Origin of the sequence: Shewanella aegiceratis (assembly GCF_019457495.1) — a bacterium.
GTDB lineage: Bacteria > Pseudomonadota > Gammaproteobacteria > Enterobacterales > Shewanellaceae > Shewanella > Shewanella loihica.
The window spans coordinates 1,346,025-1,361,764 of sequence record NZ_CP080416.1 but is presented as its reverse complement, the minus strand read 5'-3'; the positions used below and the strand labels follow the sequence as shown (position 1 = coordinate 1,361,764).

Sequence of the window (15,740 nt, the reverse complement as noted above, 5' to 3'; positions counted from 1 at the left end):
TTGGGGATTCCCCCGCCAATGTCAATTGATAGTCGGCGACTATTTGGCCGCTCGGCCTAACTATTTCTCCAACTCAAACAAGGCCATGGCCTCGATGTGATGGGTCTGAGGGAACATATCGATGAGTCCCAGGCGACTAAGCTGATAACCCTGTGCCAGCAGCGGCTCACAATCTCTGGCCAGACTCACAGGATTACAGGAGATATAGACGATCGCCTTGGGCTCCATCTTCTTTAACCATTGTAGACTCTCATAGGCGCCGGCTCTGGCAGGATCCAGCAGTAACTTGTCGATGCGGCCAAGCCAGGGGGCAGCGGATAGATCTGCGCTCAGGTCACCGTGGTAGAACTCGGCCCCCTCGACGCCGCTCATGGATGCATTGCGTCTCGCCTGCGCCACCATGGCCTCGACTCCTTCGACGCCCACTACCTGGGCACCGGCCTTGGCCAGCGGCAGGGTGAAGTTACCCACTCCGCAGAAGAGATCCAGCACCCGCTCGCCCGGCTGAACCTGAAGCCAGTCGATCGCCTGAGTCACCATCTGTTGATTGATCTCACCATTGACCTGAATAAAGTTGCCCGGTGAGAAGCCAAGCGAACTGCCATCCTCCAGGGTATAGAAGGGCAGGCCCTCGTCACCCCAGAGGGTCTCAAGTTTGCCGTCATCATCGAGTAAGACAAGCCTCACCTTATGCTGCTCGCCAAAGCTAGCTAGCAGAGCCTTATCTTTATCGTTCAGGGGGCTAGTGATACGTAGCACCACGCATGGGCCAGAATCCACAGACAACAGCTCCACATGGCCCAGGCTACGCTTGGCACTGAGGCGATTGAGGCATTGATTCAGCGGCGCGATAAGCTCAGACAATGATTTTGCCAGCACAGGGCAGGCGTCGATATTAACCACCTCGCTGCTGGCCAGGGCGCGAAACCCCAGGTTGAGCTGCTTTGTATCTCGCAGGTACTGAGTCGCCAGTCGGGCGCGGCGACGATAATGCCAGCCTTCGCCGCTTAGTGGCTCGCTCATGGCCTGGGGCTGGGTGCGGCCCATCTTGTTGATCAGGTTCTCCAGCGCCGCCTGCTTGGCATCGCGTTGGGCAGAAAGCTCAAGATGCTGCAGGTCACAGCCGCCGCAGCGACCATAGTAAGGGCAGCTTGGTTCTATTCGCGCGGCGCTGGCGCTCTCGACCTTAATCAGCTTGGCCTTGGCATGACGCTTCTTCTGCTCGACTATCTGCGCGGTCACGGTTTCATCCGGCAGGGCGCCGGGAATAAAGACGATTTTTCCCTGATGTTCTGCTATCCCCGCCCCCAGATGATCCAGCTGACTAACATGGAAACTTTGCTTGGCCTGGGTTTGTTGTGTCTTGCGGGGTTTAGCTTTATAAAATTGTGCCATTTAGGCCTCTAAAACAATAAAAATACTAGTAAAGACTGCACAAAGTCTGGCAGTCTAATGTAACCTATATCCATCGTAGATAAATAATACCAACTCAATGAATAGTGCAGACAATATGACTAAATACAGCCTGAGAGCCTGGGTTCTCGTGCTGGCCTTAGCGCCCACTATTTTGGTTGGTATTTTGCTTGGCAGCTATTTTACCATAAATCGTTTCTATGAGCTGGAAGAAAGCTTAATCGAACGTGGCGGCAACATTATCGAGCCGCTGGCCATCTCCGCCGAGATAGGCCTGGAAACCAAGAATTTCGAGACCACCAAACGCCTGATCACCTCTGTGCAGCTCAATAAGTCCAACCTAGTTCAGTTTATTGCTATCTTCGACACCAACAACCGGGTGATAGTGACCTCACATCACTATAAGAGCCACGAGTTTATGCGCTACAACGAGCCCATCGACTCGCTGCAGACCACAGAGGTGGAGCAGTTTGGCGACAGCATCATCATGCGCAGCCCCATCTTCTCCAGCCAGCGCGAACTTGTGGTCAGCCCCTACGACAGCAACTCCATGGCCCAGCAGGTCAACTCCGCCAAGCTCGGCTACATCGCCGTGCTGCTCAACAAGGAGAACGCCCTGCTGGAGCAGCACAGGGCAGCGGTAGCCGCCTTCATTATTGTCCTGATCGGCGTGCAGCTGAACCTACTGTTTACCTTCCGCCTGGTGAAAAACGTCACCCACCCCATTACCGAGATGGTGCGCGTGGTGGCCAAGATCCGCGAAGGCAAGCTGGACACTAGGGTCGATGGCAACCTTATCGGTGAGCTTGACCTGCTTAAACGAGGCATCAATGCCATGGCGGGCTCCTTGTCGGAATACCATGAAGAGATGCAGCAAAATATCGATCAGGCCACCTCTGATCTGCGCGAGACCCTGGAGCAGATCGAGATCCAAAACGTCGAGCTGGATCTCGCCAAGAAGCGCGCCCTGGAGGCCAGCCGCATCAAGTCAGAGTTCTTAGCCAACATGTCCCACGAGCTGCGCACGCCCCTCAACGGGGTGATCGGCTTCGCCAAACAGCTATTGAAGACGCCGCTGCACGCCAGCCAACAGGACTACATCAAGACTATCGAGAAGAGCGCCACCAACCTCTTGGGGATCATCAACGACATCCTCGACTTCTCCAAGCTGGAGGCGGGCAAGATGGAGCTGGAGAACATGCCCTTTGCCCTGCGTGAGGTGATCGATGACACCATCTCTCTGCTGGCCAACAGCGCCAAGGAGAAAGATCTCGAACTGGTGGTAGATATCGAACCGAGCATCAACGACAACGTCTCAGGCGATGCCCTGCGGGTCAGCCAGGTGATCACAAATCTGGTGGGCAACGCCATCAAGTTTACCGACAGCGGCAGCGTGCATCTCAAGATGCGCCTGACCAGCGAAGAGGCCGAGAAGGTCAATGTGCGCTGCGAGATCACAGACACAGGCATAGGCATAGACAAGCCCCACCAGGCTCAGCTGTTCCAGGCCTTCGGCCAGGCAGACTCCTCAATCTCGCGTCGCTTCGGCGGCACAGGCCTTGGGCTTATCATCACAAAGCGTCTGATCAACCGCATGGGCGGTCAAATTGGCTGTATCTCGGCGCCGGGTAAGGGCTCAACCTTCTGGTTCACCCTGCCGCTGAAGCTGAGTCCCTACCCCATCAGTCAGCCGCTGGAAACCGACAACCTCATCGACAAGACGGTGCTCCTGTTCGAGCCGCGGGAGCTGTCACGCAAGGTGCATGAAAACCTGCTCAAGCACTGGGGCATGCAGAGTGTCAGCATAACGACCCCGGAAGATCTGGCCAGGGTAGCTGGCGAAGAGGGCCGCCACTTCGACTATGCCATCATCAGCTGCAACGATTTGGCCAGCAGCCCTAACCTGCTGAACGTACTCAATAAGATAGCCAAGATCAGCGACTACACCCTTTACCTGTGTAGCAGCACAGACAGCGCCGCTAAGATGAGCCTGATCCAGCCTAATGTAGACAAGGTGATGCAGGCGCCGGTAGGCGAGCGCGCCTTGGCCGTCACCCTGATCAATCCCCACCGCGCCCAATATGAGGCCATGCCTTTCCAGGAAGCGGTCAAAGAAACCCAGGAGCGCGAACCCATGAGCGTGCTGGCGGTGGACGATAACCCCGCCAACCTCAAGCTGATTAAGACCCTGCTCAAGGAACTGGTTACTCAGGTAACGGTCACAGACAACGGCCAAGAGGCGGTGGAGATCGCCAAGGCCAAGAGCTTCGATCTCATCTTCATGGATATTCAGATGCCGGGCACCGACGGCTTTAGCGCCACCAAGCAGATACGTGAGCATTCACTCAATCGCAATACGCCGATTGTCGCCGTGACCGCCCACGCCATCGCCGAGGAGCGCGAGCGCATCGATCAGAGCGGCATGGATGGTTACCTGCCTAAGCCAATTGATGAGGCGGCGCTGAAGAGCGTGATCAGCCGCTGGAAGACCCGGCCGCAGTTTACCCATTTCGACCAGCACACCCTCAATTGGGATCTCTGCCTGACCCAAGCCAACCAGAAAACCAGTCTGGCGCTGGAGATGCTGCAGATGCTGGTCGACTCCCTGCCCGAGACCCGTGAGCACATCTCGGGCGCCCTCGAGCGTCAGGACAGCCAGGCCATGGTCAGTCATGTGCACAAGCTCCACGGCGCCAGCTGCTACTGCGGTGTGCCGACCACTCAGCGACTCTGTCGAGAGATTGAACAGTCACTCAAGCAAAATGCCAGTGTCGATCTGGTCGAGCCGGAAATACTTGAGTTACTTGACGAGCTTTCTAAGGTAGAATCGGCCGCAAATCAAATAATAGCCCAGTTATCTATGGATGTGATCGATGAGTAATAAACCCGGGTTTTTCAAGCGCCTCAAGGCCCTCGAACCAGAACAGAAGAAGCTGTTCGCCATCGCCCTTTGCCAACGCATGTACCCTAACTACCAGCTGTTCAGTGAGGTCTGCGAATTTGGCGACCCACAGGTGCTCGATACCGTGCTCAACCTGCTATGGCAATCCATGTACGATCAGAAGCTGAAACTGAATATCGATCTCTACCTCGAGCGACTGGATCTCAACACACCAGAGCCGAGCGAATTCGACGTCTACGGCGTCTATCCTGCCATGGACGCCGCCGTCGCCCTCACCTCACTGCTTAGCGCCATTCAGAGCAAGGTGGAAGACGACATCACCAACATCAGCAAGCTCTCTTCTGCCACAGTGGCTAACTATATCGAGGCCACACTCGAGGAGGAGATGGATGAAGAAACACTGGATGATCATATCTTCAACCACGAGGTGATGCAGGAAGAGAAAGCACTTCAGGCATCCTTGCTGGAGATCATCGAAGAGAACCCTAAGATCACCGCCGACTTCGTCAAGGCGCTGCGCAAGGAGTTAGTGCAGGCAGGCGTTTCTAACATAGGGATCTCAGTAGGCGCCTAACCCATGCGCAAACTTATCTACCAGGGATTTGTGCTCACCAACCCAGATGGGTTAACAAATACCTGGTGCCTCACCCTAGGGGAGCAGCGACGTGTCGGCTCCCTATTTGAGCTCAGGCGCCAGATCCATTTCTACCAGGAGCTGGGGATATTGCCGCCACCTAAGCCACTCCATCGACGATCCGGCCCCAAGCATTAGACTTTAGCGTTATAGGGACGCGGCGGGCAAAGTGTTACCCTAACGGCGTATTCGGTTTATCACCGCTCGGATCCCAGCCAAGGAAGTCGTCTCCCAATGTTAACCACTCTCTCGCCACTCTTTGTCGTGTTTGGCATCATGGTCACCGGCTTTATCGTGCAAAAGGCGCGGCTACTGCCCGAGGGCAGCGACAACGTCCTCAATCAGTATGTCTATTACATCGCCTTTCCGGCGATCATGATGATAGTGCTGGCAGAGACCCCGATCGAAGAGATCACCAACTGGGGATTTATTGGCGGCTACAGCCTGGCCATGACCCTTATCTACCTGCTCACCGGCCTGCTATCACTCTGGTTACAGCCCAAGGATAAACCCCTAGCGGCCATTCGCGCCCTCAACACCACCTTTGGTAACACCTCCTTCATCGGCATTCCGCTGATGATAATGCTGTTTCCCGGGGATCAGCTGGCGTTGGCCGCAGCCGCTTTAGCCAGCCTTTTATCGGTAACCGTATTTGCCATAGTGCTGGCCCAGCTGGCGCTGTTTCAGGGACAGACAGATAGCGCTCTCAAGACGGTGTTTTTCGCCCTCATTCAAAACCCCATCATACTAGGAAGCCTGGCCGGCGTAGCGATATCTGCCGCTCATATTGAGCTTTATCGCCCCATCGCCGAGATCATCCGGCAATTTGGCATGACCTCCAGCCCCTGCGCCCTGTTTGCCATCGGCATGGTGCTGTGCAAGGCCAATCAGGGGGGCAGAAACGCCGCTGGCATTCAGTCACGCCTTGCCGAGCTGGCCATGCTTAACCTGAGTAAGCTGCTGCTACAACCCCTGCTGGCCTATCTGCTACTGGGCGCCTTAGGAGTTAGCGGACAACTGCTACAGATGGGGGTGATTCTGGCCGCCCTGCCCACCGCCGCCAGCGTCTACCTGCTGGCCCACAGATTCAACGTAGGTGCCACCAGTAGCGCCCAAACCATCAGCCTGGGGATAGTGATCAGCTTTGCCACCATTCCGCTACTGCACCATTGGCTGGACTCGGGCACCGCAAGCTTGTTTTAACCGGCGCCTTGTTTTGTCGGACTGCAGAGCCTAAAACTTATTTTCATGGGTAAAAAGCACACAGGTATTTACTGTATATAAATTCAGTATATACTGTGCATGAATACAGTACTTTGTAAAAGGATGTCATCATGCTTTGTCAGCTCAGCATCAATAACTTTGCCATTGTCCGCTTTTTAGAACTCGACTTTAAGTCTGGGATGACCAGCATCACAGGCGAAACTGGCGCGGGAAAATCGATTGCCATCGATGCCTTAGGCTTGTGCCTGGGCAATCGCGCCGATGCCAATACCGTCAGACCGGGCGCGAGCAAGGCCGAAGTCAGTGCCCGCTTCGCCCTCAACGATATCCCGCTGGCCAAACGTTGGCTAGAAGACAATGACCTTGAGCTAGACGACGAATGTATCCTGCGCCGCACCATAGGCAGTGACGGTCGCTCACGCGCCTACATCAACGGTAACCCTGTGCCCCTCAACCAGATGCGTGCCCTGGGCCAGCTGCTTATCGGCATTCACGGCCAACATGCCCACCACGCCATGTTAAAGAGTGAGCATCAACTTACTCTGCTCGACAGCTATGCCAACCACAAGATGTTGCTCGAGGCCTGTAGCGCCAGCTACCAGCGCTTCAAGCTGATCCAAAAGGAGCTGAGCCAGCTACAGCTGTCGCAACATGAGCGCATCGCCCGCAAGCAGCTGCTGCAATATCAGGTCGAAGAGCTGGACGAATTCGCCCTGGGCGAAGAAGAGTTCGACGAGATAGAGGCCGAGCATAAGAAACTGGCCAACGGCACGGCGCTGATCCAGGCCTGCCAGCGCACCCTCTACCTGCTACAGGATAATGAAGAGGGCGCCATAGAATCGCTGCTCAACATGAGTCTGGATCAGGCCCAAGAGCTCGAAGGCTACGACCCTGAACTTAAAGGGGTGGGCAACATGCTTAACGATGCCCTGATCCAGGTACAGGAGAGTAGCAGTGAGCTGCAACGATACTTAGATAAGTTGGAGCTGGACCCGGATCATTTTGCCGCCCTGGAACAACGCCTGTCGAAGATCATGATGCTGGCACGTAAGCACCATGTGAACGCCAAAGATCTCTATCAGCATCATCAGGCACTAAGCCAGGAGCTGAGCGAGCTGGATTCGGATGAGGAGAAGCTCGATGAGATCGCCCAGCAGCTCGAGAGTTGCCGCGAGAGCTTCATCGCCCACGCCCAGAAGCTCAGCCAGAGCCGCCAGCGTTACGCCAAGGAGCTGGACAAGCAGGTTACCCGCTCGATTCATGAGCTCAGCATGCCCAAGGGTAAGTTTATCATCGACGTGCAGTTCAACCCCGAGATGATGTCGCCCAACGGCTGCGATACTGTGGAGTTTCAGGTGACTACTAACCCGGGTCAGCCGCTGCAGCCCATCGCTAAGGTAGCTTCGGGCGGCGAGCTGTCGCGTATCGGTCTGGGCATCCAGGTGATCACCGCCAAGAAGGTCGCCACCCCGACCCTCATCTTCGACGAAGTCGACGTGGGGATCTCAGGTCCGACCGCCGCCGTGGTGGGCAAGATGCTGCGCGCCCTGGGCGAGTCCACCCAGGTGCTGTGTGTAACCCACCTACCCCAGGTCGCCGGCAATGGTCATCAACATATGTTCGTCAACAAGCAGAGCAAGGCGGGACAAACCGAGACCTCTATGGTGCCGCTGGACAAGGGACAGCGTATCGAAGAGCTGGCTCGCCTGCTTGGTGGCGATGTCATCACCAACAACACCCTGGCCAACGCCAAGGAGTTACTACAGAGCTAAGCCAGATAGATTAAAAAATTGGCGAGCATCAGGCAGGTTACAAGCAAAGCGCGGCAATATTTTAGCCGCGCTTTTCATTTCATAAGCACCTCTGAGACGCGTCTATTGCGCATCTAATGTAGCGCTGTTGCACAGCGAAGAGACTCTGATAAACTGAGGCCTTTGCCGTCGACACTAAGTTAAAAGAAGTTAAAAGCCACAAGGATTTGAAATGCGACACTTTTTTCGTGCCCTGAAATGGATTTTATTTACCCTGCTACTCATTCCCGTCGGCGGCTATCTCACCTTGCTGCTGATCAATCTGCAAGATAGCGCGCCATCAGCGCAGGCCAGCGCCTTTCTTGAGCAGGTGAACGCCGAAGAGGCCGCCTTGAGTCAGCATCTTGAAAACAACCCTTATCTTTACGCCTTTGGCTTTGATGCGCCGAAAAAAGATAACCCCATGGCTCTCGGGCTTGAACGCTATCAAACGCACAGACAACTTGGTGTATTAGATAGGCCAAAAAAGACTGTCGACGAAAAATTCGAGCTTCCCGAATGGGCTATTTCCAACTGCCTCAAACAAGAAGGCTATCTCGATGAGTGTGCTCCCCTATTGGCCGAGCCAGAAACACTTAAGGCCACACTCGATGACTATGCCTGGCTAATTGAGCGCTACCGCACCCTTCTCTCCCTCGGTCATTGGCAAGATGACACCCACTTTAATTCGTCTCGCAGCATGATTCCTTTCAAGCATCTTACAGCTGCTCAGAAATTGTACCTTGTCGATGCCTACATCAATGGCACGGATTCAGCAGCCCTCATCGCCGCCATAGATGAAGATATGCAGTTCTGGCTGCAGGTGGCTAAACGGGTCAACATGCTTCCCAATAAAATAGTCGCAATCTCGGCGCTCAAGCAAAACATGAAACTGGGCGAGGTGCTCGTCAGTCAAAAGCAAACAGAGGATGAGGATACTCAAATACCTAGCCTCTGGCTGCAGTCCACCTCAGAAGAAGTGTTGTCACTAAAGCGGGTTAAACGTGGTGAGTGGCACTTCCTGATTAAGATTACACAATCTTTTGAAACGGGTGAAGATACTAGCATCACCTCGAAGATCACCGAAGTCATCCTCTTGCCACTTTTCCAACAACAAGACACAGCCAATCTCTACGCGGAAATCTTAACTGGCAAAGAAAGCAGCAAGCAATGCCCAGATAATCTCTCACTATCGGCCTTAATAACGTATGTCTATAATCCTATAGGGAAAATTATTCTCTGCTCCAGTCCGCGCTCCTTTGAGGGTTACCAGGCCGCAGCAAATCAAGTGGAATCTCTGCGCGCCGAGCTTGTTACCCGCTTAACAGCTCCTGCCATCTCAGCAGGGATGGAGACAGAGACCAATGACGAAAAACCTAGGGAGAGCTCACCAGAATAACGAGCCTACAGTTTATTTTTCCTTCATACAGCGGATCCCCTGACCAGCGTCAGGGGATATTAAATGCCAAAAATTTTTTGCTTTAAAATGCTATTCCGGAAGACGATCGAAACCGGGCACAGATTGGACTTCTTCCCCCCAATTCGCCCGCTCTGCCATAAACAGCTTTGCCGTCGGCGCGATGGGTACCTCGACATCCAGACAGCCTGCAGGCACCACGACCAGATTTAACGCCTGCAGCCGATAAGGCATAGGTGAGCCGCACACCTTGCAAAAACATCGCTTGTGCCGAGTATTCGCCACTTGAAAGGTTTGCAGCAAGGCCTCGCCACGCCGCCAGTCAAGGGCCAAATGATTGGAAAACAGGTTGGCCCCATGCAGTGAGCCTGTGCCCTTTTGACAGCGGCTACAGTGACACAAATAAAATGCATCGAAGCGACCCACTAAGCTAAAGGCCACGCCGCCACAGAGACAGCTGCCACTATACTCAACGTCCGATCTGTTTTGGTTAGGGCTCTCATCATCCATAACCTGTCTCCTCTTGCCTGAAAGCAACTAAAAGTTAAACTGAGCATGCAGTCAGCGCAGCAACAAATCAAATTTTCGCTGCTGTGCTAAAAACAAAAATCCCGACTGTCTGGACACTATGGCCTTCGACTCTCGGGACTCAATTTGAACTAAATTTGAACTTAACTTGAACTCAATTTGAACTTAGTGACAATTGGACAGCCCAATCGCTATCCTGCCAAATAGACAATTCCCTGCAGGCACAAAAACGCAAACACGCCGGCGAGCACGTCATCTATCATGATGCCGATACCACCATGCACCTTGGCATCCAGTACCTTGATTGGCCAGGGCTTGAGGATATCGAAGAAGCGAAAGAGCCCGAAGCCAACCGCCACCCAGAGCCAACCTGCAGGGGCGGCGATCAGGGTAATAAGCAGACCCGCCACCTCGTCCCAGACGATGGCGCCATGGTCGTGCACCCCCATATCCTTAGAGGCCTTGTCGCAGATATAGAAACCCACAAGCACGCTAAGGAGCGTCAGCCCCAGATACCAGCTCAGGGGCAATCCAGCCATGAGCAAATAAAGCGGAATTGCCGCCAGGGTGCCGAAGGTGCCAGGCGCCTTAGCGGCGAGGCCTGAGCCAAAGCCCAACGCCAGGAAATGAACAGGGTTTGCCAGAGAAAGCTTTTTAAGAACCGGATCGGTCGACCATAACTGCATGTTTAAAAGTGCTCGAAACCAAATTGAGACGGTGTGTAGGGCTCGCCATCCTTGATGAGACGTAGCTTATCGCCAGTGGCGATCTGACCAACCTGTGTAAAGCTCACACCGGCGTGGGCCAGGGCCGTCTCCAGCGCGCCGCGCTGGGCCTCGGGGACGGTAAACAGCAGCTCGTAATCCTCACCACCCGTTAGGGCATAACCCAGCGCCTCGGTCTCAGCCAAAAATTCACGCATCTGGGCCGACAGGGGCAGACGATCCACATCCACCACGGCGCCGACCGCCGAGCGCTTGAGGATATGACCGATATCCGAGACAAAACCATCGGAGAGATCGATGGCGCTCGAGGCCAATCCTCTAAGCGACTGACCCGCAAGCACTCTTGGGGTGGGGAAATAGTGGCGCTGAATAAAATAATCCCTCGCCTCCCCGTCGATATTGAGCTTATCGCCCAGAATCGCCAAGCCCACGGCCGAATCGCCGAGGGAACCTGTCACATAGATCCAGTCGCCATTCTTGGCGCCGCCCCTTGTATGGGCCTTGCCCTCTGGCACCTGACCATTGATGGTGATGGTGATCGACTTGGGGCCACGGGTAGTATCGCCGCCCACCAGGGCAACGCCATAGTACTGCGCAGCCTCATTCAGCCCCTGGCTAAACTCCTCCAGCCAGTTCTCGTCCACCTCGGGCAGGGTAAGGGCAAGCGTCATCCAGGCGGGCTCTGCGCCCATGGCGGCTAGATCCGACAGGTTAACCGCTAGTGCCTTGTAACCCAAGGCCTTGGCGGGCATGTCGGCATAGAAGTGTACATTTTCAACCAGGGTGTCGCAGGAGATGGCAATCACCTTGTTCTCGGCGGGCTGGACCAGGGCGCAGTCGTCGCCGATCCCCAGGTGCACATCGCGGCGGGTCTGGCCAAGGTTAGCAAAGAAATGATCGATTAATTTAAACTCTTTCACAGTCTTAAGAACCATAGTAAGGGTTAATCAGCTAGCACACTTTTTAGCGAAGGCAACATCGAGCGAACGAAGGCGACATCGAGGCTAAACCTGAATATAAAAAACGGCATCCTGGGACGCCGTTAATTGTATCACTTTTTAGCGACTATCTTGTCGAGAATGCCGTTAACGAACTTGTGACCATCTTCGGCCCCGAAGGCCTTGGCCAGCTCGATAGCCTCGTTGATGGCTACCTTATAAGGCACATCCTTACGGAAGGTCAGCTCGTAGGTCGCGATGCGCAGCACCGCCTTTTCGATAGGCGAAACCTCATCGAACGGGCGCTCGAGGTGAGGCATAATCAGCTCATCCAACTGAGCCGATTTGGTCGTGGTGCCTGATAGCAATTCACGGAAATAGCTAACGTCGACGCCATCGATCTTCTGCTCGGTGAGAAATTCATGCTCCACGTCGGCAACATTATTGCCGCTTAGCTGCCATGAATAGATAGCTTGTACCGCTAGACGACGGGCTTTACGGCGCTCTGAAGGTTTCATCTTGGTTCCTAATCTTACAACTGCTGTTCTAGTTCTTGCAGAACATTGACCATTTCTAGCAGACCAAGAGCCGCTTCGCCGCCCTTGTTACCCGCCTTAGTACCAGAACGCTCGATAGCTTGTTCAATGGTATCTGTGGTCAATACACCGAATGACACAGGAAGGTCGAACTCAAGCGCTATTTGAGCCAGCCCCTTGTTACACTCGCCTGCAACAAAATCAAAGTGTGGCGTACCACCACGGATCACGGCGCCCAGCGCTATGATGCCGTCAAATTTACCACTTGCCGCCACACGACGGGCTGCCAGCGGCAGCTCTACGGCACCCGGTACGCGGACAACGGTAATGTTGTCGTCGGCGACCTGACCGAAGCGCTTCAATGTATCCACCGCGCCTTCTAGCAGACTTTCAACCACGAAGCTGTTAAAACGTGAAACCACTATGGCCACTTTGGCGTTTTTCGACTCGATATTACCTTGAACTACGTTCATTTATCTTACCTAAATTAGCTTAACAAACCCGGCACGGGAAAAAAGAGGCGGTATGATACCACAGCCCACCGCGTTGATCCCCATGCAATTTAACTCAATTCGATGAATTACAAACAGACTAGCTTATTCTGCAATGTATTCAGTCACTTCTAAACCGAAACCCGACAGCGAATGGTAACGTTTCGGTGAGCTGAGCAGACGCATACTGGTCACGCCCACATCGGCCAGGATCTGCGAGCCCACGCCGACTTGACGTGAGGTGCCTTGCCACTGCGCCGGTGCGCCGACTTCGCCCTTGTCTTCCGCCTCGAATGCCTTCACCTTGGCCACCAACTCTTCGTTGCTCTGCTGATGACCCAGCACCACCAAGACGCCGCCTTCATCGGCGATACGCGCCATGGCTTTTTCCAGCGGCCAGCTACGCTTCTCGTCGCGCTCTGAGTGCAGCAGATCGTTGAAGGTGTTTTGCAGATGCACGCGTACCAAGGCGTTAGGCTGAACTTCACCCTTCACCAGCACATAATGCAATTGGTTATCTATGGTGTCGCGGTAGGTGATCATGTCGAACTCGCCGAAACGGGTCGGCAGCTTACACTTGGCCTCGCGCACCACGGTCGTTTCCTTGGTGTTACGGTATTCGATGAGATCGGCGATGGTGCCTATCTTGAGGCCATGCTTCTCGGCAAACACCTCAAGATCTGGACGACGCGCCATGGTGCCATCTTCGTTGAGGATCTCGACAATCACCGCCGACGGCTCATGGCCTGCCAGACGGGCCAGGTCGCAACCCGCCTCGGTATGACCGGCGCGGATCAGCACCCCGCCCTCTTGGGCCATCAGTGGGAAGATGTGACCTGGCTGCACGATGTCCGACGGCTTAGCGTCACGAGCCACGGCGGCCTGCACGGTAACGGCTCTGTCATAGGCCGAGATACCAGTGGTCACCCCTTCGGCCGCCTCGATAGACACGGTGAAGTTGGTGGAGAACTGGGCATTGTTGTTGCTCACCATCAGCGGCAGGTTGAGCTGCTCGCAGCGCGCCTTGGTCATGGTCTGACAGATGAGGCCACGGCCATAGGTGGCCATGAAGTTGATCGCCTCGGGCGTCACCAGGTTAGCGGCCATAATCAGGTCGCCTTCATTCTCTCTGTCTTCGTCATCCATCAAGATAACCATCTTACCCAGACGGATATCTTCGATAATCGCTTCTATGCTGTGTAGTGCCATTGTTAGACCTTGATTTATTAGAGCTTGAAATATTCTTATAGTAAGAGTTATTTAATCTGCTATTGGCTGTGATTGCCAGCGTCTACCTTAAAAAGCCGGAGCGAGCTAACAGATCCATGGTGACCTCTGAGCCTTTGGCTGAATTTTCCTCTGCCGCCTGGAAACTCAGTAGGCGCTCCAAGTGCCGGGCGATGAGATCCACCTCGATATTGACCCTGTCACCCGCCTTCAAATCGATAAGCGTGGTTTCGCTGGCGGTATGAGGCACTATGGTCAGACGAAAACGCTCGCCGTCCACCTCGTTCACCGTCAGGCTGACACCATCTATGGTGATAGAGCCTTTGTGGGCGATATAGCGCGCCAGCCCCTTGGGCGGCGTCAGCCAAAATTCGATCGCCTTGCCGCGATACTGTCTGTCATCCACGCTAGCCACGCCATCGACATGACCGCTCACCATATGACCGCCGAGGCGGGTCGTGGGCGTCACCGCCTTTTCCAGATTAACCTTCTGTCCCACCTGATAATGGGCAAAGCCGGTAAGGGCAACGGTTTCGGCTGAGATGTCCGCCACATAGCCGTCGGCCATCTGCTCGACCACGGTCAGACACACGCCATTGGTAGCGATACTGTCACCGAGTTTGACGTCACTTAAGTCCAGCTTGCCGCTAGCCACCGTCAAGCGAATATCATCGCCGCGACGCTCAATTTTTCTCAGGCTGCCAACAGCCTCGATGATCCCAGTAAACATGACTAACTACTCTTTATCGCTCAGTAAATGATTGTGACTCAATTGAAAGGTGAGGCGTCTGTCGGCCCCGATCACACGCTCGTCGCAAAGCTTGAGAGCGGGCAGCTGCGCCATCTCAGTATAGTCCGGCAGTGCCAGCAGGTTACGGCCATGGCCGCCTAAGATTTTCGGCGCCAGATACAGCACCAGCTCGTCCGCCAGCCCCTGCGCCATGAAGGCGCCAGCCAGGATCGCCCCAGCCTCCACCATCACGCTGTTAAGCTGAGATCCCAGATGTTTCAGCAGCGCCTTTAGCGGCACCTGCCCATTGTCGCTTGGCAGTTGCAACTGACTCACATGCTCGGGCCAGGCGCTCGCCACGGCCTCGGGATAGGGCTGACAGCTCACCAGCAGCACGGGAGATTGTGTCTCAAACAGTTTAGCCTTGGTGCCTAATCGCGCACGGGAGTCGAGCACCACGCGAAGTGGCTGACGAATATCCGCCTCGGTTAACTGCTCACTCAGGCTACCCAGCTCCTGGTGACGTACATTCAGGCTAGGGTCGTCGGCCAGCACCGTCTCTATGCCGGTCACGACGGCATCGAAACGTGCGCGCATACGCTGCACGTCACGGCGCGCCTCAGGACCTGTGATCCACTTAGAGACGCCGTTAGAGAGCGCCGTCTTGCCGTCGAGACTCGCTGCCAGCTTGATGCCGACCCAAGGCAGGCCGCTGCGCATCCGCTTCATGAAGCCTGGGTTGAGGGCTGCGGCCTCTTCCTGGTGCAGCCCCACCTCAACCTCAATGCCTGCATCTTGAAGCATCTTGATGCCACGGCCAGACACCTGAGGATTAGGGTCGGTCACCGCCACCACCACGCGGGCCACTTGTGCCTTGATCAGCGCCTCGGCGCAGGGCGGCGTGCGGCCATAGTGGCTACAGGGCTCTAGGGTTACATAGGCGGTAGCGTCTTTGGCCTTATCGCCGGCCATACGCAGCGCATGCACCTCGGCGTGGGGGCCGCCGGCGGCGATATGAAATCCTTCACCCACCAGGGTCTCTCCCTGGACTATTACACAGCCGACATTAGGATTGGGACTGGTGGTGTATTGCCCCTTGCGGGCCAACTGGATGGCACGCGCCATCATCTGAGAATCAAATTTGGACCAGGCCATGCTCATCGCCATCTCTTGAGAATAATTGGG

General features: G+C 55.0%; 15 protein-coding genes. 6 read left to right on the top strand and 9 right to left on the bottom strand.

Going from position 1 to position 15,740, the window contains the following annotated elements:
* Positions 1 to 60: 60 nt before the first annotated feature.
* The gene (rlmD, locus tag K0H80_RS05995; protein WP_220073420.1) at positions 61 to 1,395 is read right to left on the bottom strand and encodes a 23S rRNA (uracil(1939)-C(5))-methyltransferase RlmD; all 1,335 of its coding nucleotides are present in this window, start codon (positions 1,393 to 1,395) and stop codon (positions 61 to 63) included.
* Positions 1,396 to 1,510: 115 nt separating this feature from the next.
* On the opposite strand from rlmD, the gene barA reads away from it, so the two are divergent.
* The 6 genes from barA (at position 1,511) to K0H80_RS05965 (ending at position 9,362) form a co-directional block, all read left to right on the top strand.
* Positions 1,511 to 4,294, top strand: coding sequence for a two-component sensor histidine kinase BarA (gene barA / locus K0H80_RS05990; RefSeq protein WP_434086639.1), 2,784 nt, complete (start codon positions 1,511 to 1,513; stop codon positions 4,292 to 4,294).
* Positions 4,287 to 4,889: a YjaG family protein gene (locus tag K0H80_RS05985; RefSeq protein WP_220073418.1), complete on the top strand. Its 603-nt coding sequence runs from the start codon at positions 4,287 to 4,289 to the stop codon at positions 4,887 to 4,889. The genes barA and K0H80_RS05985 overlap by 8 nt, the downstream gene beginning before the upstream one ends.
* A 3-nt stretch (positions 4,890 to 4,892) precedes the next feature.
* Positions 4,893 to 5,087, top strand: coding sequence for a hypothetical protein (locus K0H80_RS05980; RefSeq protein WP_220073417.1), 195 nt, complete (start codon positions 4,893 to 4,895; stop codon positions 5,085 to 5,087).
* Between the two features lie 96 nt (positions 5,088 to 5,183).
* Positions 5,184 to 6,152, top strand: a complete 969-nt coding sequence (locus K0H80_RS05975; RefSeq protein WP_220073416.1) for an AEC family transporter — start codon at positions 5,184 to 5,186, stop codon at positions 6,150 to 6,152.
* 131 nt (positions 6,153 to 6,283) lie between these two features.
* Positions 6,284 to 7,945, top strand: a complete 1,662-nt coding sequence (gene recN / locus K0H80_RS05970; RefSeq protein WP_220073415.1) for a DNA repair protein RecN — start codon at positions 6,284 to 6,286, stop codon at positions 7,943 to 7,945.
* 211 nt (positions 7,946 to 8,156) lie between these two features.
* Positions 8,157 to 9,362, top strand: coding sequence for a hypothetical protein (locus K0H80_RS05965; RefSeq protein ID WP_220073414.1), 1,206 nt, complete (start codon positions 8,157 to 8,159; stop codon positions 9,360 to 9,362).
* Between the two features lie 90 nt (positions 9,363 to 9,452).
* Here K0H80_RS05965 and K0H80_RS05960 read toward each other — a convergent pair whose 3' ends face one another.
* From K0H80_RS05960 to ribD, 8 genes are all read right to left on the bottom strand, one after another.
* The gene (locus K0H80_RS05960; protein ID WP_220073413.1) at positions 9,453 to 9,890 is read right to left on the bottom strand and encodes a GFA family protein; all 438 of its coding nucleotides are present in this window, start codon (positions 9,888 to 9,890) and stop codon (positions 9,453 to 9,455) included.
* 209 nt (positions 9,891 to 10,099) lie between these two features.
* Positions 10,100 to 10,594 carry a phosphatidylglycerophosphatase A family protein gene (locus K0H80_RS05955; RefSeq protein WP_220073412.1) on the bottom strand — a complete coding sequence of 165 codons (495 nt, stop codon included), beginning with the start codon at positions 10,592 to 10,594 and terminating at the stop codon, positions 10,100 to 10,102.
* A gap of 2 nt (positions 10,595 to 10,596) precedes the next feature.
* Complete coding sequence (gene thiL, locus K0H80_RS05950) at positions 10,597 to 11,553, bottom strand: thiamine-phosphate kinase (RefSeq protein ID WP_220073411.1); 957 nt, start codon at positions 11,551 to 11,553, stop codon at positions 10,597 to 10,599.
* A gap of 131 nt (positions 11,554 to 11,684) precedes the next feature.
* Complete coding sequence (gene nusB / locus K0H80_RS05945) at positions 11,685 to 12,089, bottom strand: transcription antitermination factor NusB (protein WP_011864993.1); 405 nt, start codon at positions 12,087 to 12,089, stop codon at positions 11,685 to 11,687.
* A 14-nt stretch (positions 12,090 to 12,103) separates the two neighbouring features.
* On the bottom strand, positions 12,104 to 12,580 hold the full coding sequence (gene ribH / locus K0H80_RS05940; RefSeq protein WP_011864992.1) for a 6,7-dimethyl-8-ribityllumazine synthase: 477 nt from the start codon (positions 12,578 to 12,580) through the stop codon (positions 12,104 to 12,106).
* A 123-nt stretch (positions 12,581 to 12,703) separates the two neighbouring features.
* Complete coding sequence (gene ribBA / locus K0H80_RS05935; protein WP_144203305.1) at positions 12,704 to 13,807, bottom strand: bifunctional 3,4-dihydroxy-2-butanone-4-phosphate synthase/GTP cyclohydrolase II; 1,104 nt, start codon at positions 13,805 to 13,807, stop codon at positions 12,704 to 12,706.
* An 82-nt stretch (positions 13,808 to 13,889) separates the two neighbouring features.
* On the bottom strand, positions 13,890 to 14,555 hold the full coding sequence (locus K0H80_RS05930) for a riboflavin synthase (RefSeq protein WP_220044637.1): 666 nt from the start codon (positions 14,553 to 14,555) through the stop codon (positions 13,890 to 13,892).
* 6 nt (positions 14,556 to 14,561) lie between these two features.
* Entirely contained in the window at positions 14,562 to 15,722 is a 1,161-nt protein-coding gene (gene ribD / locus K0H80_RS05925) for a bifunctional diaminohydroxyphosphoribosylaminopyrimidine deaminase/5-amino-6-(5-phosphoribosylamino)uracil reductase RibD (protein WP_220073410.1), read from the bottom strand.
* Positions 15,723 to 15,740: the final 18 nt, after the last annotated feature.

Coding starts and splice junctions, on each gene's coding strand:
- recN (WP_220073415.1), top strand. CDS start 6,284: ATGCTTTGTCAGCTCAGCATCAATAACTTTGCCATTGTCCGCTTTTTA.
- rlmD (WP_220073420.1), bottom strand. CDS start 1,395: ATGGCACAATTTTATAAAGCTAAACCCCGCAAGACACAACAAACCCAG.
- ribD (WP_220073410.1), bottom strand. CDS start 15,722: ATGGCGATGAGCATGGCCTGGTCCAAATTTGATTCTCAGATGATGGCG.
- ribH (WP_011864992.1), bottom strand. CDS start 12,580: ATGAACGTAGTTCAAGGTAATATCGAGTCGAAAAACGCCAAAGTGGCC.
- K0H80_RS05960 (WP_220073413.1), bottom strand. CDS start 9,890: ATGGATGATGAGAGCCCTAACCAAAACAGATCGGACGTTGAGTATAGT.
- ribBA (WP_144203305.1), bottom strand. CDS start 13,807: ATGGCACTACACAGCATAGAAGCGATTATCGAAGATATCCGTCTGGGT.
- K0H80_RS05985 (WP_220073418.1), top strand. CDS start 4,287: ATGAGTAATAAACCCGGGTTTTTCAAGCGCCTCAAGGCCCTCGAACCA.
- barA (WP_434086639.1), top strand. CDS start 1,511: ATGACTAAATACAGCCTGAGAGCCTGGGTTCTCGTGCTGGCCTTAGCG.
- K0H80_RS05980 (WP_220073417.1), top strand. CDS start 4,893: ATGCGCAAACTTATCTACCAGGGATTTGTGCTCACCAACCCAGATGGG.
- K0H80_RS05965 (WP_220073414.1), top strand. CDS start 8,157: ATGCGACACTTTTTTCGTGCCCTGAAATGGATTTTATTTACCCTGCTA.
- K0H80_RS05975 (WP_220073416.1), top strand. CDS start 5,184: ATGTTAACCACTCTCTCGCCACTCTTTGTCGTGTTTGGCATCATGGTC.
- K0H80_RS05955 (WP_220073412.1), bottom strand. CDS start 10,594: ATGCAGTTATGGTCGACCGATCCGGTTCTTAAAAAGCTTTCTCTGGCA.
- K0H80_RS05930 (WP_220044637.1), bottom strand. CDS start 14,555: ATGTTTACTGGGATCATCGAGGCTGTTGGCAGCCTGAGAAAAATTGAG.
- nusB (WP_011864993.1), bottom strand. CDS start 12,089: ATGAAACCTTCAGAGCGCCGTAAAGCCCGTCGTCTAGCGGTACAAGCT.